The following is an 18,797-nucleotide window of genomic DNA, read 5'->3' as shown; positions in this document are numbered from 1 at the left end:
CCCCGTCGACCCGGTCCACCGGGTCGACGGGAAGGGGCCGGCCCGGACCACGCGTCCGAAACGGCCCCTTCGTCATGCCGTCACCGGGTCACCCCGCGCGAACGGCTCAGCCCGTGACCTCGACCGCGGCCAGGTTCTTCTTGCCGCGGCGCAGCACCAGCCAGCGCCCGTGCAGGAGGTCGGCCGCGGCGGGGACCGCGTCCTCGGCGGTGACCTTCACGTTGTTCACGTAGGCACCGCCCTCCTTCACGGTCCGGCGCGCGGCCGACTTGCTGGCGACCAGGCCCGTCTCGGCGAGGAGGTCCACGACCAGCCCCGCCTCGGCGACCCGCGCCCGCGGCAGCTCCGACAGGGCCGCGGCCAGCGTGGCCTCGTCCAGCTCCGTCAGCTCACCCTGACCGAACAGCGCCTTCGACGCGGCGATCACGGCCGCGCACTGGTCGGCGCCGTGCACCAGCGTGGTCAGCTCCTCCGCGAGCGCCCGCTGCGCGGCGCGCGCCTGCGGCCGCTCGGCGGTCTGCGCCTCCAGCTCCTCCAGTTCCTCGCGGGACCGGAAGGACAGGATGCGCATGTAGGTCGAGATGTCCCGGTCGTCCACGTTCAGCCAGAACTGGTAGAACGCGTACGGCGTGGTCATCTCCGGGTCGAGCCAGACGGCGCCGCTCTCGGACTTGCCGAACTTGGTGCCGTCCGCCTTGACCATCAGCGGGGTCGCCATGGCGTGGACGTGCGCGTCCGGCTCCAGGCGGTGGATCAGGTCGAGACCGGCCGTCAGGTTGCCCCACTGGTCCGAGCCGCCCTGCTGGAGCGTGCAGCCGTAACGGCGGTACAGCTCCAGGAAGTCCATGCCCTGGAGCAGCTGGTAGCTGAACTCCGTGTAGCTGATGCCCTGGTCGGACTCCAGCCGGCGGGCCACCGAGTCCTTCGTCAGCATCTTGTTGACGCGGAAGTGCTTGCCGATGTCCCGCAGGAACTCGATGGCGGACAGGCCCGCCGTCCAGTCCAGGTTGTTCACCATGACCGCGGCGTTCTCGCCCTCGAAGGACAGGAACGGCTCGATCTGCGCACGCAGCCGGCTCACCCAGTTCGCGACCGTGTCCGGGTCGTTCAGGGTGCGCTCGGCCGTCGGGCGCGGGTCGCCGATCTGGCCCGTGGCCCCGCCGACCAGAGCCAGCGGACGGTGCCCGGCCTGCTGGAGCCGACGCACGGTGAGCACCTGCACCAGGTGTCCCACGTGCAGCGAGGCCGCGGTCGGGTCGAAACCGCAATAGAACGTGACGGGACCGTCCGCGAAGGCCTTGCGCAGCGCTTCTTCATCGGTGGACAGCGAGAACAGCCCGCGCCACTTCAGTTCGTCGACGATGTCCGTCACGGTTGTGACTCTCCTTGAGCGAGATGAAACAGCGAGATGAAACAGGGTGCTGAGAGGTTCCCCGCCAGTCTAGGCGGGCGGGGAACCTCCCCCCGACTCCCCGACCGGCTCAGACGCCCTTGCTGACCGAGCTCATGTTGAAGTCCGGGATCCGCAGCGCCGGCATCGCGGCCCGGGTGAACCAGTCGCTCCACTCGCGCGGCAGGGTCTGCTCGGTCCGGCCCGCCTCGGAGGCCCGCGACAGCAGGTCCACCGGGGACTCGTTGAAGCGGAAGTTGTTGACCTCCCCGACGACCTGACCGTTCTCCACCAGGTACACGCCGTCCCGGGTCAGGCCCGTGAGCAGCAGAGTCGCCGGGTCCACCTCGCGGATGTACCAGAGGCAGGTCAGCAGCAGACCGCGCTCGGTCGCGGCGACCATCTCCTCCAGCGAGCGGTCGCCGCCGCCGTCGAGGATCAGGTTCCCGAAGCCGGGGGAGACCGGCTGCCCGGTCAGCTCCGCGCTGTGCCGGGTCGTCGTCAGCCGGGCCAGCTCGCCCCCGCTGATCCACTCCGTCGCCGGGACGGCCAGGCCGTTGTCGAAGACGGAGGCGTCGTCGCCCGAGCTGTGCGCGATCACGAACGGCGCCGACTCCAGACCCGGCGCGTTCGGGTCACTGCGCAGGGTCAGCGGCAGCTCGGACAGCTTCTCGCCGAGCCGGGTCCCGCCGCCGGGCTTGGAGAAGACCGTCCGGCCCTCCACCGCGTCCCGCGCCGACGCCGACCACATCTGGTAGATCATCAGGTCGGCGACCGCCGTCGGCGGCAGCAGCGTCTCGTACCGCCCGGCGGGCAGCTCGATCTTCCGCTCCGCCCAACCGAGGCGCACCGCGAGCTCCGCGTCCAGGACGGTGGGGTCCACGTCCGTGAAGTCCCGGGTGGAGCGGCCCGCCCACGCCGACCGCAGCCGGTCGGGGGACTTCGCGTTGAGCTCCAGGGTGCCGTTGGGCTGGTCGTGCCGCAGCCGCAGCCCCGCGGACGTGCCGATGTACGTGGAGACCAGCTCGTGGTTGGCGAAACCGTACAGCTCGCGCCCGCCCGCACGGGCCCGGGCGAAGGCCTCGCCGAGCGCCGGGGCGAACCGCTCGAACACCGCCGAGGAGGTCTCGGCGGGGCCCTCGGTGAAGTCCGTCGAGGCCGGGACCCCGGTCACCAGGGGCTGCGCGTCCTCGGCCGAGGCGCCGGCCCGAGCGGCCTCCTCGGCGGCCCGGACCAGCGGCTCCAGATCGGCGGCGGTGACGGCGGAGCGCGACACGACCCCCGAGGCCGTGCCCTCCTTGCCGTCGACCGTCGCGATGACCGTCAGGGTGCGGCCCCGGGTGACGCCGTTCGTGGTGAGCGCGTTGCCCGCCCAGCGCAGGTTGGCGCTCGACTCCTCGTCCGCGATGACGACGCAGCCGTCCGCCGTGGACAGCTCCAGCGCGCGCTCGACGATCTCGTGCGGCTTCGTGCGGCTCATCGGCCGGCCTCCTGCGTGGTGTTCAGACGGTACCGTCCCGGGGGGCGACCCCCGGACCCCCGGCGGATCGCGTGGTGATCGTGCGCGGTCATCGGCCGGCCTCCTGCGTGGTGTTCAGGATGTTCACGTCGCGGAACAGCGCGGACGGGCAGCCGTGCGAGACCGCGGCGACCTGGCCCGGCTGGGCCTTGCCGCAGTTGAAGGCGCCGCCCAGGACGTAGGTCTGCGGGCCGCCGACCTTCTCCATCGAGCCCCAGAAGTCGGTGGTCGTCGCCTGGTACGCGACGTCGCGCAACTGCCCCGCCAGCCGGCCGTTCTCGATCCGGAAGAAGCGCTGCCCGGTGAACTGGAAGTTGTGGCGCTGCATGTCGATCGACCAGGAACGGTCGCCGACCACGTAGATCCCGCGCTCCACCCCGCCGATCAGGTCCTCGGTCGACAGACCGCCCGGGTCCGGCCGGAGCGAGACGTTCGCCATCCGCTGCACCGGGACGTGCCCGGGGGAGTCGGCGTACGCGCAACCGTTGGAGCGGCCGAGGCCCGTCAGCTTCGCGATCCGCCGGTCGAGCTGGTATCCGGCCAGGGTGCCGTCCTTGACCAGGTCCCAGCTCTGCGCCTCGACGCCCTCGTCGTCGTAGCCGATGGTGGCCAGTCCGTGCTCGGCGGTGCGGTCACCGGTCACGTTCATGATCGAGGAGCCGTACGTGAGCGTGCCGAGCTGGTCGAAGGTGGCGAAGGAGGTCCCCGCGTACGCGGCCTCGTATCCCAGCGCCCGGTCCAACTCGGTGGCGTGCCCGATGGACTCGTGGATGGTCAGCCACAGGTTGGACGGGTCCACGACCAGGTCGTAGCGCCCGGCGCGCACGCTCGGTGCCCGCATCTTCTCGGCGAGCAGGTCGGGGATCCCCTCCAGCTCCGCGTTCCAGTCCCAGCCGGTACCGGTCAGGTACTCCCAGCCGCGGCCGGCGGGCGGGGCGATGGTGCGCATCGAGTCGAACCCGCCGGTGGCCGCGTCGACGGCGACCGCGGTGAGCTGCGGGTGGATCCGTACGCGCTGCTGGGTGGTGACGGTGCCCGCCGTGTCCGCGTAGAACTTGTTCTCGTGGACGGCGAGCAGCGAGGCGTCCACGTGGGCCACCCCGTCCGCCGCGAGCAGGCGCGCGCTCCAGTCGGCGAGCAGCGCCGACTTCTCCGCGTCCGGCACCTCGAACGGGTTCACGTCGTAGGCGGAGATCCACGTCTTGTCGGCGTGGACCGGCTCGTCGGCGAGCTCGACGCGCTCGTCCGAACCGGCGGCCTTGATCACCCGCGCCGACAGCTTCGCCATGGCCACGGCCTGCGAGGCCACCTTGGCGGCGCCGTCCATGGTCAGGTCCACACCGGAGGCGAACCCCCAGCTGCCCCCGTGCACCACCCGGACCGCGTAGCCGAGGTCCGTGGAGTCGGATCCGCCCGATGGTTTGGCGTCCCGCAGCCGCCAGGAGGCGCTGCGCACGCGCTCCAGCCGGAAGTCGGCATGGTCGGAGCCCAGCGCGCGGGCCCGGGCGAGCGCCGCGTCGGCGAGCGCCCGCAAGGGCAGCGCGGTGAAGGCCGCGTCGATGGAATGGGGCACGGAATTCCTCCCGGGGTCGGGGCCGGTCGCCCCGATCATGTCGCGCTCGGGGCTCGTGTGCCTACATCTTTCTGTAGGGACTCGACAGAGCCCGCCGCAAGGCCCTGTCGGGGCCCGATTCTCCGTAAGGACGATGCGACCTATAGGTTTTTGGTACTCAGACAGCTAGCGAAAGGGTGATCCGTTGAGCCGCTCGGTTCTCGTCACCGGAGGTAACCGGGGCATCGGCCTCGCCATCGCCCGAGCCTTCGCGGAGGCCGGCGACAAGGTCGCGATCACATACCGCTCCGGCGAGCCGCCGGAGGCGCTCACCTCGCTCGGCGTCCTGGCGGTCCGGTGCGACATCACGGACTCCGAGCAGGTGGAGCAGGCCTACAAGGCGATCGAGGACAAGCACGGCGCCGTCGAGGTGCTGGTGGCCAACGCCGGCATCACCAAGGACACGTTGCTGATGCGGATGTCCGAGGAGGACTTCGCGTCGGTCGTCGACACCAACCTCATCGGTACCTTCCGGGTGGTCAAGCGCGCGAACCGGGGCATGCTGCGGGCCAAGAAGGGCCGCGTCGTCCTGATCTCCTCGGTCGTTGGCCTCATGGGCTCGCCCGGCCAGGCCAACTACGCCGCCTCCAAGGCCGCGCTGGTCGGCTTCGCCCGCTCGCTCGCCCGTGAGCTGGGCTCCCGCAACATCACCTTCAACGTCGTCGCCCCCGGCTTCGTGGACACCGACATGACGAAGGTGCTCACCGACGAGCAGCGCGCCGGCATCGTCGGGCAGGTGCCCCTCGGCCGCTACGCGCAGCCCGAGGAGATCGCGGCGGCCGTGAGCTTCCTGGCGTCCGACGACGCCGCGTACATCACTGGAGCCGTCATTCCCGTTGACGGCGGATTGGGCATGGGTCACTGATCACATGAGCGGAATTCTCGACGGCAAGCGCATCCTCATCACCGGGGTGCTGATGGAGTCCTCCATCGCCTTCCACGCCGCCAAGCTGGCCCAGGAGCAGGGCGCCGAGGTCATCCTGACCGCGTGGCCCCGCCCGTCGCTGACCGAGCGCATCGCCAAGAAGCTGCCGAAGCCGGTCAAGGTGATCGAGCTCGACGTCACCAACCAGGAGCACCTGGACCGCCTCGAGGGTCTCGTCCGCGACGAGCTGGGCGGCCTCGACGGCGTCCTCCACTCGATCGGATTCGCCCCGCAGGACGCCCTCGGCGGCAACTTCCTGAACACGCCGTTCGAGTCGGTCGCCACCGCCATGCACGTGTCGGCGTTCTCACTGAAGTCCCTCGCGATGGCCTGCAAGCCGCTGTTCCCGGCGGAGGGCGCGGCCATCGTCGGCCTCACCTTCGACGCGCAGTTCGCCTGGCCGCAGTACGACTGGATGGGCCCGGCCAAGGCCGCCCTGGAGGCCACCAGCCGCTACCTCGCCCGTGACCTGGGCAAGGAGAACATCCGCTGCAACCTGGTCTCGGCCGGTCCGCTCGGCTCGATGGCCGCGAAGTCCATCCCGGGCTTCTCGGACCTGGCGGACGTCTGGAACTCCCGCTCCATGCTGGAGTGGGACATGAGCGACCCGGAGCCGACCGGCAAGGCCATCGTCGCCCTGCTGTCCGACTGGTTCCCGAAGACCACGGGCGAGATCGTCCACGTGGACGGCGGCCTGCACGCGATGGGCGCCTGACCCTCGGGTCCGTGCTCCGCTACGTCCGTACGGCGGTGGCCGCGCCTCCCTTCCGGGAGGCGCGGCCACCGCCGTTTCGGCCTGTGGGGGCGGGGGTTCACCCGGTCCGTTCGATCGGATGTGCGTGCTCCGGCCGGATCTTCCCGAGTCGTAAACAGGGACAAATACCTGCAAACTGACCGAGCCGGGATCTTCCCGGCTTCCTCGGGGAGGAGGTACGGGCGTGTACGCGAGGCCGAGCCGAGCGGTATCGCTCCTGGTCACCTCGGTTGCCCTGGCCGGCCTCCTGATCCCGGGAGCCGTCGCGCAGCCCGGGGACGGCGAACCGGCGCCCGGCCCGGAGGCCATGGCCCCGGTCGTGGTCGACCCGGCCGAGATCCCCGCCGAGCCACCCGTACAGCCCGCCCGGCCCACCTCCGGAGACCTCTTCGGCGCCGACTGCGACATCGAGATCGACGGCTCGTTGGTGACGGCGCACTGCCACAACGGCTACCCCGAGACCGACCTGATCCGCCTGCACGTGGAGTGCGACCGCTGGTGGGACGTGGACGGGGACGGCTCCGCCGTCGCCGTGGGCCCGGCCGGCCGCGTCGAACTCACCAGCCGCTGCTGGAAAGAGGTCCGCACGGCATGGGTCAGCCACGAGCGGCCCGGCCGACGGGACGCCGACCGGCTCCGCTGAGCAGCCCGACCCGGCCGGGCCCGCCACCCCTTCGGACTCAGGCGGCGCCCCGGTGAATCCGGGAGGGACGGCCCTCAGGCCCCGCCGAGGCAGACGAACGGGTACCCCGCCGCCTCCGACGCGGCCGTGTCACCGTCCCCGCGCCGGATCGCCTCGATCAGCCGGGCGTGGTCCAGGTGCGCCGAGGGGCGCAGTTCCGTTCCCACGTCCGCGCGCAGCCAGTCCGCCACCAGGTCCCCGAGGTCGGCGTACAGCTCGATCAGCACCTCGTTGTGCGAGGCCGTCACCACCGCCATGTGCAGGCTCACGTCCGCCGCGACGAACAGCTCCGCGTCCCCGCTCGCCCAGGCCTCCTCGCGTCGCGCCAGCAGCGCGTCCAGTTGGGTCAGGTCCCGCTCGGTCCGGCGCTCCGCCGCCAGTCGTGCGGCGGAGGACTCCAGGGTCGAGCGCAACTCGGCGATGTGCCGCGGGTCGGCGCCGGCGAAGCGCCGGTGCATCACCCCGGCGAGTTCGCTGGTCGCCAGGACGTAGGTGCCCGAGCCCTGGCGGATGTCGAGCAGCCCGTTGTGCGCGAGGGCCCGGACGGCCTCGCGCACCGTGTTGCGGGCGACGCCCAACAGCTCCACCAGCTCGGGCTCGGTGGGGATGCGGGAGCCCACGGGCCATTCACCTGAGGTGATCTGGTTCCTGAGCTGGGCGATCACCTGGTCGACGAGCGCGGATCGCCGGGGCGATGTCAGCGGCATGCGGGCGGTGTCCTCTCCGGGTGTGAACGCGGAACGGGGGGTGGACAACCAATCATCCCATGATTCTATGATGGTTCAATGTCCGACGATGAAATCCAGACCATGAACCGGCCCCAGGCCGCACGCACGGCACCCCCGCAGCCCCTCGCCGTCCCCGTCACCCCGCAGCCGGTATGGCTCGGCCCCGTGCTCATCGTCGGAATCGTGCTGGCCGCCCTCAACCTGCGACCCGCCATCACCAGCCTCGGAGCCCTCTTCGAGGAGACCCGCACGGGCCTCGGCATGAGCGGCACCGTCGCCGGACTCGGCACCTCCGTCCCCGCCCTCTGCTTCGCAGTCTTCGGCGTCACCGCCCCCCGGCTCTCCCGCCGCTTCGGCCCCGCCGCCGTGGTCTGCGCCGGCATGGTCGCCGTCGCCGCCGGACTGCTGATCCGGCCCTTCGCGACCAACGCCGCCGGATTCCTCGCCGCCAGCGCCCTGTCCCTGGCCGGCATAGCCCTGACGAACGTGCTGCTCCCGGTGATCGTCAAGCGCTGGTTCCCGGACCGGGTCGGCACAATGACCGGCCTCTACTCCATGGCCCTGGCCGCCGGCACCTCCCTCGCCGCCGCCGCGACCGTCCCGCTGACCTCCGCCCTCGGCGGCAGCTGGCGCGCCGGCCTGCTGATCTGGGCCGCCCTCGCGGTGGCCGCCGTACTGCCCTGGCTGCCCATCGCCGTCGCCGGCCGCCGCGACAAGGCCGCCGCACCCGCCGGCGCGAGCCGCGACGCCGGCCCGCGCGTGGCCCGCAGCCGCACCGCCTGGGCCCTGGGCTGCTACTTCGGCCTCCAGGCCACCGGGGCGTACGTCACCATGGGCTGGCTCCCACAGATCTTCCGCGACGCGGGGGTCTCCGCCGGGACCGCCGGCGTCCTGCTCGCCGTCACCATGGTCATGGGCGTCCCGCTGGCCTTCGTCATCCCGAACCTCGCCGGCCGGATGAGGAACCAGGGCGCCATCGCCGTGGTCCTCGGCCTCTTCGGTTTCCTCGGCTACGCCGGTCTCTGGCTGGCGCCCGCCGCCGGAGCCTGGGCCTGGGCCCTCCTGCTCGGCGTCTCCAACTGCGCCTTCCCGCTCGTCATCACCATGATCGGACTGCGCGCCAAGTCCCCCGCGGGCGTCGTCAAGCTGTCCGCCTTCGCGCAGAGCACCGGCTACCTCATCTCCATCCCCGGCCCGCTCCTCATCGGCACCCTCTACCAGCACAGCGGCGGCTGGAACCTGCCCCTCGCCCTCATGGCCGCGCTGCTCGTCCCGCAGATCGCGCTCGGCGTCCTCGCCGGCCGGGACCGCACGATCGAGGACGAATGCGGCATGCGAGACTGAACGACATGTCGCCCGTACTCGAACCGAACCCGCAGAACGGCCACAAGAAGCTCGGCCTCGTGCTGGGCGCGATGCTGCTCGTGACCGTCGTCATCGCCGTCATCGCGACGATCGCCTCCCCCTCCTGACGACGCGCCCCCGAGGGTCGGTGGGGATAACCCCACCAACCCCTAGGGGGCCAGGCTCAGGGATAACCGGGGTGTGCCCCCGATGGGAACCGCTGCCTCGAATCCATAGATTCGAAGCAGCGAGCCAGTCCCACCCGCACACCACCGGAGGCGGCCATGTCGGCCCCCACGCACGCCCCGCCCCTCGCCGCACCGTCCGGCCGCCGACGCACCGCCGGCAGCGGAGCCGACGCCCGCCTGCACTGGTGGGCGCTGGCCCTGCCTGCGCTCGCCTTCGGCCTCCTGCTGCTCCTCCTCGCCGGAGCCGGAGCCGGATCCGGCGAGGCCCACGCCGCCCCGGACGAGAACTCCTCGCTGGTCCAGGTCACCGAACAGCTGCTGCGCGCCGTCGGCTGACCCGCGTACGCCGGAGCACGCTCCACCCCGAACCCGGGCCCTTCAACACCCTGCGCCCCGTGGCTCGTTTCATGCGAAGCTGGGAGTCATGAGCGCCGACACATCCCGCAGGATCGTCCTCCTCCGGCACGCCAAGGCCGAATGGTCGGACGGATCGGACCACGAGCGGCCCCTGGCCGAACGCGGTCGTCACGACGCCCCGGCCGCCGGCCGGAAGCTGGCCCAGACCGGCATCGCCTTCGACCTGGCCCTCTGCTCCACCGCGGCCCGGACCCGCGAGACGTGGAAGCTGGCCGTCCAGGAACTGCCGCACCGGCCGAAGACCACGTACGAGGAGCGTCTCTACGAGGCCTCCCCGGGCGAGCTCATCGCCCTGCTGAACGAGACCGCCGACGACGTGGCCGACCTCCTCGTCATCGGCCACAACCCGGGTATGCACGCCCTCGCGGACGCCCTCTCCGGCAGTGCCGAGGGAGACGCGCTCTCCCGCATGCACCGCAGCGCCTTCCCGACCTCCGCCCTCGCCGTGGTCTCCTTCACCGGCTCCTGGAAGTCCGTGGAGCACGGCGTCGGCACGCTGCTGGACTACTGGACCCCCCACAGCTGACCCCCACAGCTGACCCCCGCGGCCGCCTGCCGGTCAGGGCGGCTCACCTCCTTACGTGCGAACGGGACCCGGCGCCATCGAGGCGCCGGGTCCCGTTCGCACGTAAGAAGGGCTAGGCGAGGTCGGCGGCCTCGACCTCTTCCCGGGTGATGCCCAGCAGGTACAGCACCGCGTCCAGGAACGGCACGTTCACCGCGGTGTGCGCGGCCTCGCGGACCACCGGCTTGGCGTTGAAGGCCACGCCCAGCCCGGCCGCGTTCAACATGTCCAGGTCGTTGGCGCCGTCGCCGATCGCGACGGTCTGGGCCAGCGGCACGCCGGCCTCCGCGGCGAAGCGGCGCAGCAGCCGGGCCTTGCCCGCCCGGTCCACGATCTCGCCGACGACCCGGCCCGTCAGCTTCCCGTCGACGATCTCCAGCGTGTTGGCGGCCGCGAAGTCCAGCCCGAGCCGCTCCCGCAGGTCGTCCGTGACCTGGGTGAACCCACCGGACACCACACCCACCTGGTAGCCCAGCCGCTTCAGGGTGCGGATCAGGGTGCGGGCGCCGGACGTCAGCCGCACCTCCGCGCGCACCTTGTCCACCACGGAGGCGTCCAGCCCCGCCAGCAACGCGACACGCGCGTGCAACGACTGCTCGAAGTCCAGCTCGCCGCGCATGGCCTGCTCGGTCACCGCCGCCACCTCGGCCTCGCAGCCCGCGTGCGCGGCGAAGAGCTCGATGACCTCGTCCTGGATCAGGGTCGAGTCCACGTCCATGACCACCAGGCGCTGGGCCCGGCGGTGCAGTCCGGCCGAGACCACGGCCACGTCGACGCCGATCCGGGCGGCGGCCGTGGCCAGCGCGGTGCGCAGCGGCTCCGTCTCGACACCGGACACGGCGAACTCCACCGCCGTCACCGGGTACTTGGCGAGCCGGAAGATGCGGTCGATGTTGCCGCCGGTCGCGGTGATCCTGGCCGCTATGGTCGCCGTGGACTCGGCGGTGAGCGGGTGCCCGAGCACCGTGACGTGGGAACGACCACTGCCGCGCGGCCGGTTGTCGCCGGTGCCCGAAAGGATCTCGGCCTGCATCCTCAGCGACTCGGCCCAACTGTGGACGGTGGCCCGCAGCTCGCCCTCGGCGGCGCCGGACGGCTGGGTGACGAGGGCGCACAGGACGATGCGGCCACGGGTGACGACCTGCTCGATGTCGACGACGTCGACGGAGTAGGCGGCGAGGGTGTCGAACAGCCCGGCGGTGATCCCGGGACGGTCCTTGCCGAAGATCTTGACGAGGAGGGTGGGGACGTCGGAGGTCTGCGATGCGCTCATGGTGACCTCACCGTATCTTCCCCGCCCCGGGAGCAGGACCCCCGTCCCACCCTGCGGGCGCCCGAAACCCCGGTACGGCGCTCCCGTAGGGCGGCGCGGGGGTGAAAGGTGCCGGTCCGGGGGGTGGCGGGCGAGTGAAGGCCACCCCCTGACCGCCCCGCCCACGCTCCCGTGGCCCCGCCGAGCCCGCGGCGCCGACGCCGGACGCAAGCGACCCGGACGCGCGCGACCCGAACCCACTCGACCCGAACCCACTCGGCCCGGACGCGTGTGCGAACCGCAGGGCGAGAAGTCCCGTATCGCACTCTCCGGGTGCCTTTCCACCCCGCCGACGGGCGCTCGCAGGCACCCCGGGACGGCCCCGATTCCACATGTGGGCGCAGGCCTGAAATAGTTCCCACGGATGTTCGCCATCCCTAGACTCCCTGACGTCGGACTCCCTGACGCCAGGGGGATTCTCGGGGGACTTAAGTGGGGCTGGAGTGCCGGAACTCGTACTGGAATTGAATGGAAGGACCTGGACGCTCGATCCGTCCAGGTCGTACTCGCTGGGGCGCGATCCCCAGGGAGACGTCGTGATCGATGACGCCCGCGTGTCGTGGCGGCACGCCACCATCAGCTGGAACGGCCGTGGTTGGGGGATCGAGGACCACGGCAGCACCAACGGCACGTACGTGCACGGGGCCAGGGTCCAGCAGGCCGAACTCGTGCCCGGTACGCCGGTGCACCTCGGCAACGCCACCGACGGACCGCGGCTGAATCCGAGCGCCGCCGCCGCGCCGCAACCCGTCGCCCACCAGGCCCCGGCCCACCAGGCCCCGGCCTACCAGGGCCAGGCCGCCGGGTACGAGGCGCCGGCCCGGCAGCAGCCGCAGCAGGAGGTCTGGCAGCAGCAGCCGGCGCAGCAGCAGGCCCAGCCGCAGTTCCCGCAGCAGCACATCCCCCCGCAGCAGGGCGACGTGAGCCCCGCGCAGGGGGCGGGTGCCGGCCACGGCGACCGCAGCCCGACGACGTTCCACCAGCTCTCGCTGGGTCACGTCATGCGGATCGGTCGCGCGCTGGAGAACGAACTGGTCGTCTCCGACCTCCAGGTCTCCCGCAACCACGCCGAGTTCCGCTCCATGCCCGGCGGCCGGTTCGAGATCCGCGACCTCGGCAGCCACAACGGCACCTACGTCAACGGTCAGCCCCTCGCCAAGTCCGGCACGGCGGTGCTCGGCCCGAACGACATCGTGGGCGTCGGCCACTCGACGTTCCGGATCATCGGCGACCGGCTCGAAGAGTTCGTCGACACCGGTGAGGTCTCCTTCTCCGCCCGCCACCTCACGGTGACCGTCGACGGAGGCAAGCAGATCCTCAAGGACGTCACCTTCGGCGTCCCGGAGAAGTCGCTGATCGGCGTCATCGGCCCGTCCGGCTCCGGCAAGTCCACCCTCCTCAAGGCGCTGACCGGCTACCGGCCCGCCAACGAGGGCGACGTCCTCTACGACAACCGCAACCTGTACAAGCAGTTCGCGGAACTCCGCCAGCGCATCGGCCTGGTCCCGCAGGACGACATCCTGCACAAGGAGCTGCGCGTCCGCACGGCTCTGAAGTACGCGGCCAAGCTCCGCTTCCCCGGCGACACCGCCGAGTCCGAGCGCGCCGCCCGCGTCGACGAGGTGCTGCGCGAGCTCAAGCTCGACATCCACAAGGACAAGAAGATCACCGCGCTCTCGGGCGGCCAGCGCAAGCGCGTGTCCGTGGCCCTGGAGCTGCTCACCAAGCCGTCGCTGATCTTCCTGGACGAGCCGACCTCCGGCCTCGACCCGGGCATGGACCGCGACGTCATGCAGCTGCTGCGCGGCCTCGCCGACGACGGCCGCACGGTCCTCGTCGTCACCCACTCGGTCGCCGAGCTGGCCATCTGCGACAAGCTGCTGGTCATGGCCCCCGGTGGCTCGGTCGCGTACTTCGGCCCGCCGGACGAGGCGCTGAACTTCTTCGGCTACACCACGTGGGCGGACGTCTTCTCGGCCTTCGAGAACTACCGCGAGTACGACTGGGCCGGCCGCTGGAAGGGCTCGCAGCACTACCAGCTGTACGCCGCCGACATCGACGCGGTCGCCCCGCAGTCGGTCGCGATGCCGCCCGCGCAGCAGATGCGCCCGCCGAAGCCGCAGGGCTGGGGCTCCCAGCTGTGGACGCTGATCCGCCGCTACGTCTCGGTGATCGCCTCCGACAAGGGCTTCATCGGCCTGATGCTGATCCTGCCCGCGGTCCTGGGCGTGGTCTCCACGGTCATCCCCGCGAAGTTCGGCCTGGCGCCCCCCGTGGCCCCGTCCCGCTTCAACGGCGACGCCGGCACGATCATGCTGATCCTGGCGGTCGGCATGTGCTTCTCCGGCGCGGCCAACTCGGTCCGCGAGCTGATCAAGGAACGCGTCATCTACGAGCGTGAGCGCGCGACCGGGCTGTCCCGGTCGGCGTACCTCATGTCGAAGGTGATCGTCCTCGGCGTCATCACGGCCATCCAGGGCGTGATCATCTGCGGGATCGGCTTCTACCCGCGCGACCTGCCCACCGAGGGCCTGCTCATGCCGCCGGCCGTCGAGATCTGCCTGTCGGTCATCGCGCTCGGCTTCACCTCGATGATGTTCGGCCTGGTGATCTCCTCGCTGGTGAAGACCGCCGAGAAGACCATGCCGCTGCTGGTGATGTTCGCGATCGTCCAGGTCGTCTTCACCGGCATCCTCTTCCAGGTGTACGACTCCCCGGGCCTGGAGCAGTTCGCCTGGCTGATGCCGTCCCGCTGGGCCATCGCCGCCGCCGGCACCACGCTGAACCTCGGCGTGCTCATGCCTCCGTGGGACGCCGACAACCCGACCAACACCGACCCGCTCTGGGACGCCACGGTCGGCCAGTGGAGCCTGAACATCACGGTGCTGCTGCTCCTCGGCATCGCCTGCGGCTTCGCGGTCCAGCGCCTGCTGCGCCGCCACGAGCCGGAGGTCATGCGCGCCGGCAAGTGACCGGTCCGCGCGGCCGTACGCACGAACGCCTCAGGGCGGCACCCGGAAGTCCGGGGGCCGCCCTGAGGCGCATGGGGGTGCGGTGCGTCGAAGGGCCTAGTAGGCGCTGTTGACGTTGTCCATGGAGCCGTAACGGTCGGCCGCGTAGTTGCAGGCGGCGACGATGTTGGCGACCGGGTCGTACTGGTCGAACTTGGTGCCCTTGACGTGGTACGCCTTGAAGGTCGGGGCGATGACCTGGAGCAGGCCCTTGCTGGGAATGCCGTTCTGGGCGTTGATGTCCCAGTTGTTGATCGCCAGCGGGTTGCCGCTGGACTCGCGCATCACGTTCTTGTGGATGCCGGCGTAGGTGCCCGGGATCCCCTCGCGCTTCATGATGTGCAGCGCTTCCTTGATCCAACCGTCCAGGTTGTTCGCGAAGACGGGGGTGCGGGTCGCGGAACGGCTCGCCGCCGTCTTCGCTGCGCGCGCCTTCGCCTGCGCGGCGGCCTTGGCCTTGTTGTCGGCGTCGGCCTTGGCCTTGGCCTTGGCGACCGCGGCCTGGGTGGCCGCGTTGATGGCCTTCTGGTCGGCGATGGCCTTCTGCGTGCCGAGGTGCGCCTGCACGGTCTTCGTCTGGGCGCCGTTCACGGCCTTCGTCCACGCCACGGGGGCGGCGGAGATGGTCGTCGTCTCGCTCGACTCGGCGCCGTTGGCCGGGACGAGGGAGAAGACGAGGGCGGCGGCGCCGAATCCGGCGATGCCTGCGAAGGAGAGCTTCTGGGCCTTGGTCAGACGACGACTGTGGCCGGGGGTGCTGGTCTCGGTCATGCGTGTGCAACCTCTTCGAATAGCGGGAGCCGCAGGAAAGCGCCGGGTGGATCCGAGATCCTCGGCGCTGTGCGACGTCGACATTCTTAGCGGTGGCAAAAACGCCTGGCAAAGGTGTGACGTACGAAGCCGCTTAGTGGATCAGGACCCCCGGTTGCGGCCCGCATTCGGGCATCGACTCTACGCGCAGCAGTGCTGACAGGGTCTTTATGTGTCCACTAGGCTTCTTCGTAAGTGACGTGGGTCCTATGCCCGGGCTCACATCGGCCCCGTGGCGTTCTCACCCAGAGTTGCAGCAGCAATGCAATCGGTGAGGTTTATCCGCCTGAAGGCAGAGAAGAGCCCCCCGGCCGTCATCCCCAAGGCGGAGAGACCCTCCGCCCTCTCCTCCCTCGGCCGTGTGCCCGAGGCCCCCGGACCTACGCCCGAGGTCCGATCCCGCAGGTCAGGCCCGCCGGTACGGTGAGGCCATGCACAAGGGACCCCGCACCGGGCTGGCCGCCGTCAGCACGGCCCTGCTGGCCATGAGCCGCCGACTGGAGGTCCAGGACGTCCTGCGCACGATCGTCGTCTCGGCCCGCGAACTCCTCGGCGCCGAGTACGCCGCCCTGGGCGTCCCGGACGACCACGGCGGCTTCGCACAGTTCGTCGTGGACGGCATCACCGAGGAACAGTGGCGCCGCATCGGCCCCCTGCCCCGCCAGCACGGCATCCTCGCCGCGATGCTCCACCAGGACGGCCCCGAGCGACTGGCCGACGTACGCGAGGACCCGCGCTTCGGCGGCTGGCCCGCCGCCCACCCCGAGATGTCGGACTTCCTCGGCATGCCGGTCCGCGACGGCGAGGAGACCCTCGGCGCCCTCTTCCTCGCGAACAAGCACGGCACCCCCTCGGACGCCCCCGGCGACGGCCGCGGCTTCACCGACGAGGACGAGGAACTCCTCTCCCTCCTGGCCCAGCACGCCGCGATAGCCCTCACCAACGCACGCCTCTACGAGCGCAGCCGCGAGCTCACCATCGCCGAGGAGCGCTCCCGCCTCGCCCACGAACTGCACGACGCCGTGAGCCAGAAGCTGTTCTCCCTGCGACTCACCGCCCAGGCCGCCTCCGCCCTCGTCGACCGCGACCCCGCCCGCGCCAAGGGCGAACTCCAGCAGGTGGCCCTCCTCGCCGCCGAGGCCGCCGACGAACTGCGGGCCGCCGTGACCGAGCTGCGCCCCGCCGCCCTGGACGAGGACGGACTCGTCGCGACCCTGCGCGACCACGTCCGCGTCCTGGACCGGGCCCACACCGCACACGTCACGTTCACCTGTGACGGCGTACGGGCCCTCCCCGCGACCCAGGAGGAAGCCGTCCTGCGCGTCGCCCAGGAGGCCCTCCACAACGCCCTGCGCCACTCCGGAGCCGAAACCGTCGAGGTCACCCTGCACCGCCGGGGCGCCGGAGCACTCCTGTCCGTACGGGACGACGGCCGCGGCTTCTCCCCTCCCACGGTCCGCAAGGCGGGCCGCCACCTCGGCCTCGTCTCCATGCGCGACCGCGCGAGCGGCGTCGGAGGCCGGCTGGAGGTGCACTCGGAGCCCGCACGGGGCACCACGATCGAGATGGAGGTCCCCGGTGGCTGACACCCGGATCCGCGTCCTGCTGGTGGACGACCACCAGGTGGTCCGGCGCGGACTGCGCACCTTCCTGGAGGTCCAGGAGGACATCGAGGTGGTCGGCGAGGCCGCCGACGGCGAGGAGGGCATCGCCCGCGCCGAGGAACTGCGCCCCGACGTGATCCTGATGGACGTCAAGATGCCCGTCACCGATGGCATCGAGGCCCTGCGACGACTGCGCGAGGCGGCGAACCCGGCCCGCGTGCTGATCGTCACCAGCTTCACCGAGCAGCGCACCGTGGTCCCCGCCCTGCGCGCGGGCGCGGCCGGCTACGTCTACAAGGACATCGACCCCGAAGCCCTCGCCGGCGCCATCCGCTCCGTCCACGCGGGCCACGTCCTCCTCCAGCCGGAGGTGGCGCAGGCCCTGCTCGCCCAGGAGGGCCAGGGAGCCGCGTCGAGCCGCCCCGGCTCGCTGACCGACCGGGAACGGGAAGTGCTCTCCCTCATCGCGGACGGCAGATCCAATCGGGAGATCGCCCGCGCGCTGGTCCTGTCGGAGAAGACGGTCAAGACCCACGTCTCGAACATCCTGATGAAACTGGACCTGTCCGATCGGACCCAGGCGGCGTTGTGGGCGGTCAGGCACGGAATCGTGGACGTCCGGCATTGATGTGAGATTCATACGGTCGGGTGTATGTAGCCCACATGGCGTATCCCGGGCACGGGACGACCGTTCTCCTCCACGTGTCGGGGCGGCAGGCCGCGGCAGACGTACTGGAGGACGAGAACGTGAAGAACATCAAGAAGGCCGCAGCCGTCACCATGATCGCGGGCGGCCTGATCGCCGCCGGCGCCGGTGTCTCCTCGGCGCACGGCGGTGCGTCCGCGGAGGGCGAGGCCCTGAACTCGCCCGGCGTGGCCTCGGGGAACCAGCTCCAGGTCCCCGTGCACGTCCCCGTCAACCTCGTCGGCAACTCGGTCACCGTGATCGGCCTGCTGAACGGCGCCTTCGGCAACACGGGCCTCAACCACTGAAGCCCTCCCCACCGGCCCCGCTTCCCCCACCTCTCCCCGGGAAGCGGGGCCGTGCCATGTCCACCCCGCCGAGCCAGAGCCCTGCGGGGCGGCCCCGGGGGTCAGCCCCGCTCCCGCTCCTCCACGGCCGCGTTGTACGCCGCGACCAGCGCCCGCCTTGCCACCCGCTCCACCGGCCGCAGGGCCTCGGCCCGCGCCGCCATCTCCGAGGCGGCCACCGCACCCCCGTGCCCGTTCTCGTACGCCAGCGACACCATCAGGTCCACCCGCTGGGCCATCGACAGCACCCGCACCGCCCGCGGCGGATACCCCGGCGCCAGCACCTCCCGCCCGGCCTCGGCCCGCGCCCGGTACGCCGACAGGGCCGCGTCCGCCACCGGCCCCGACCCCGCCACGTCCAACCGGGTCAGCACCACCGTGGCCTCGCGCAACGCCTCGGCCAGTTCCCGTTCCGCCTCGCCGAGCGACGGCACGTCCGCCGGCGGGGCCTCCCGCACCGGCAGCACGTGCCACACCACCTCCACGTGCACGTCCCCGGCCGGCCCGGCCTCGATCACCTCCGGCACCAGCCCCAATGCCGCGCCGACGGCGACGACGGCCTCCTCCGCGTCCAACGCCCGCGCGTTGAACTCGGGCGGACCGCTCAACCCCAACGGATGGCCCGGAGCCGGCAGCGCGACCCGCAACCCGGACACCCCCAGCGTCCGCATCCGGCCCAGCGCCAGCGTGAGCCCGACCGGCCCCGATTCCCCCGGCAGCCCCGCCACCCGGTGCACGGCGTCCTCGCCCACGATCGACAACACGGCCTCGTCGGGCGAGACCAGACCGGCCAGCAACGCGTTCCCCCAGGCGGCCAACCGCCCTGAACGTGGTTCGAAAAGCATCCCCCCACTTTACGGATCGGTGCGGGGAACCGGCCTGGCGCCCGGAGGCCTCGTCGAGT

18 protein-coding genes are annotated in these 18,797 nt (G+C 71.5%); 11 read left to right on the top strand and 7 right to left on the bottom strand.

Going from position 1 to position 18,797, the window contains the following annotated elements; genetic code table 11:
• Window positions 1-106: 106 nt before the first annotated feature.
• The 3 genes from tyrS to OHA84_RS10020 all read right to left on the bottom strand — a co-directional run bounded on the left by tyrS (window position 107) and on the right by OHA84_RS10020 (window position 4,521).
• Entirely contained in the window at window positions 107-1,372 is a 1,266-nt protein-coding gene (gene tyrS / locus OHA84_RS10030; protein ID WP_053678638.1) for a tyrosine--tRNA ligase, read from the bottom strand.
• Window positions 1,373-1,481: 109 nt separating this feature from the next.
• Complete coding sequence (locus OHA84_RS10025; protein ID WP_053678640.1) at window positions 1,482-2,870, bottom strand: metallopeptidase TldD-related protein; 1,389 nt, start codon at window positions 2,868-2,870, stop codon at window positions 1,482-1,484.
• Between the two features lie 88 nt (window positions 2,871-2,958).
• On the bottom strand, window positions 2,959-4,521 hold the full coding sequence (locus OHA84_RS10020) for a TldD/PmbA family protein (RefSeq protein ID WP_371591342.1): 1,563 nt from the start codon (window positions 4,519-4,521) through the stop codon (window positions 2,959-2,961).
• A 145-nt stretch (window positions 4,522-4,666) separates the two neighbouring features.
• On the opposite strand from OHA84_RS10020, the gene fabG reads away from it, so the two are divergent.
• From fabG to OHA84_RS10005, 3 genes are all read left to right on the top strand, one after another.
• On the top strand, window positions 4,667-5,386 hold the full coding sequence (fabG, locus tag OHA84_RS10015; protein WP_053678641.1) for a 3-oxoacyl-[acyl-carrier-protein] reductase: 720 nt from the start codon (window positions 4,667-4,669) through the stop codon (window positions 5,384-5,386).
• 4 nt (window positions 5,387-5,390) lie between these two features.
• Entirely contained in the window at window positions 5,391-6,161 is a 771-nt protein-coding gene (gene fabI, locus OHA84_RS10010; RefSeq protein WP_053678642.1) for an enoyl-ACP reductase FabI, read from the top strand.
• Window positions 6,162-6,384: 223 nt separating this feature from the next.
• The gene (locus tag OHA84_RS10005) at window positions 6,385-6,843 is read left to right on the top strand and encodes a cell envelope integrity protein TolA (protein WP_078998906.1); all 459 of its coding nucleotides are present in this window, start codon (window positions 6,385-6,387) and stop codon (window positions 6,841-6,843) included.
• A 74-nt stretch (window positions 6,844-6,917) separates the two neighbouring features.
• Here the strand turns inward: OHA84_RS10005 and OHA84_RS10000 are convergent, their stop codons facing one another.
• On the bottom strand, window positions 6,918-7,589 hold the full coding sequence (locus OHA84_RS10000) for a FadR/GntR family transcriptional regulator (protein WP_053678643.1): 672 nt from the start codon (window positions 7,587-7,589) through the stop codon (window positions 6,918-6,920).
• A 78-nt stretch (window positions 7,590-7,667) separates the two neighbouring features.
• On the opposite strand from OHA84_RS10000, the gene OHA84_RS09995 reads away from it, so the two are divergent.
• From OHA84_RS09995 to OHA84_RS09980, 4 genes are all read left to right on the top strand, one after another.
• Entirely contained in the window at window positions 7,668-8,954 is a 1,287-nt protein-coding gene (locus tag OHA84_RS09995; protein WP_266972113.1) for an MFS transporter, read from the top strand.
• Between the two features lie 5 nt (window positions 8,955-8,959).
• On the top strand, window positions 8,960-9,082 hold the full coding sequence (locus OHA84_RS09990; RefSeq protein ID WP_266951040.1) for an SGM_5486 family transporter-associated protein: 123 nt from the start codon (window positions 8,960-8,962) through the stop codon (window positions 9,080-9,082).
• 156 nt (window positions 9,083-9,238) lie between these two features.
• Window positions 9,239-9,478, top strand: a complete 240-nt coding sequence (locus tag OHA84_RS09985; protein WP_266951042.1) for a hypothetical protein — start codon at window positions 9,239-9,241, stop codon at window positions 9,476-9,478.
• Window positions 9,479-9,566: 88 nt separating this feature from the next.
• Window positions 9,567-10,085, top strand: a complete 519-nt coding sequence (locus tag OHA84_RS09980; RefSeq protein ID WP_053678650.1) for a histidine phosphatase family protein — start codon at window positions 9,567-9,569, stop codon at window positions 10,083-10,085.
• Between the two features lie 112 nt (window positions 10,086-10,197).
• Here OHA84_RS09980 and serB read toward each other — a convergent pair whose 3' ends face one another.
• Window positions 10,198-11,397, bottom strand: a complete 1,200-nt coding sequence (gene serB, locus OHA84_RS09975) for a phosphoserine phosphatase SerB (protein ID WP_053678652.1) — start codon at window positions 11,395-11,397, stop codon at window positions 10,198-10,200.
• A 503-nt stretch (window positions 11,398-11,900) separates the two neighbouring features.
• Between serB and OHA84_RS09970 the strand changes: the two genes are divergently transcribed.
• Entirely contained in the window at window positions 11,901-14,408 is a 2,508-nt protein-coding gene (locus OHA84_RS09970; protein ID WP_266974109.1) for an FHA domain-containing protein, read from the top strand.
• A 96-nt stretch (window positions 14,409-14,504) separates the two neighbouring features.
• Here the strand turns inward: OHA84_RS09970 and OHA84_RS09965 are convergent, their stop codons facing one another.
• A complete protein-coding gene (locus OHA84_RS09965) occupies window positions 14,505-15,218 on the bottom strand; it encodes a transglycosylase SLT domain-containing protein (RefSeq protein WP_053678654.1) in 714 nt (237 codons plus the stop codon).
• A gap of 470 nt (window positions 15,219-15,688) precedes the next feature.
• Here OHA84_RS09965 and OHA84_RS09960 point away from each other — a divergent pair, with 470 nt between their 5' ends.
• From OHA84_RS09960 to OHA84_RS09950, 3 genes are all read left to right on the top strand, one after another.
• Entirely contained in the window at window positions 15,689-16,843 is a 1,155-nt protein-coding gene (locus OHA84_RS09960; protein WP_053678656.1) for a GAF domain-containing sensor histidine kinase, read from the top strand.
• Window positions 16,836-17,489, top strand: coding sequence for a response regulator transcription factor (locus tag OHA84_RS09955; protein WP_053678658.1), 654 nt, complete (start codon window positions 16,836-16,838; stop codon window positions 17,487-17,489). Before OHA84_RS09960 ends, OHA84_RS09955 begins: the two co-directional genes overlap by 8 nt.
• A 119-nt stretch (window positions 17,490-17,608) precedes the next feature.
• Complete coding sequence (locus OHA84_RS09950) at window positions 17,609-17,854, top strand: chaplin (protein WP_053678690.1); 246 nt, start codon at window positions 17,609-17,611, stop codon at window positions 17,852-17,854.
• Window positions 17,855-17,955: 101 nt separating this feature from the next.
• On the opposite strand, the gene OHA84_RS09945 is transcribed toward OHA84_RS09950, so the two are convergent.
• Window positions 17,956-18,738, bottom strand: a complete 783-nt coding sequence (locus OHA84_RS09945; protein ID WP_266951051.1) for a hypothetical protein — start codon at window positions 18,736-18,738, stop codon at window positions 17,956-17,958.
• Window positions 18,739-18,797 lie beyond the last annotated feature (59 nt).

Source organism: Streptomyces sp. NBC_00513 (assembly GCF_041431415.1).
Lineage (GTDB): Bacteria > Actinomycetota > Actinomycetes > Streptomycetales > Streptomycetaceae > Streptomyces.
The sequence above is the reverse complement of the archived record's forward strand: the minus strand, read 5'-3'. Positions and strand labels throughout refer to the sequence as shown.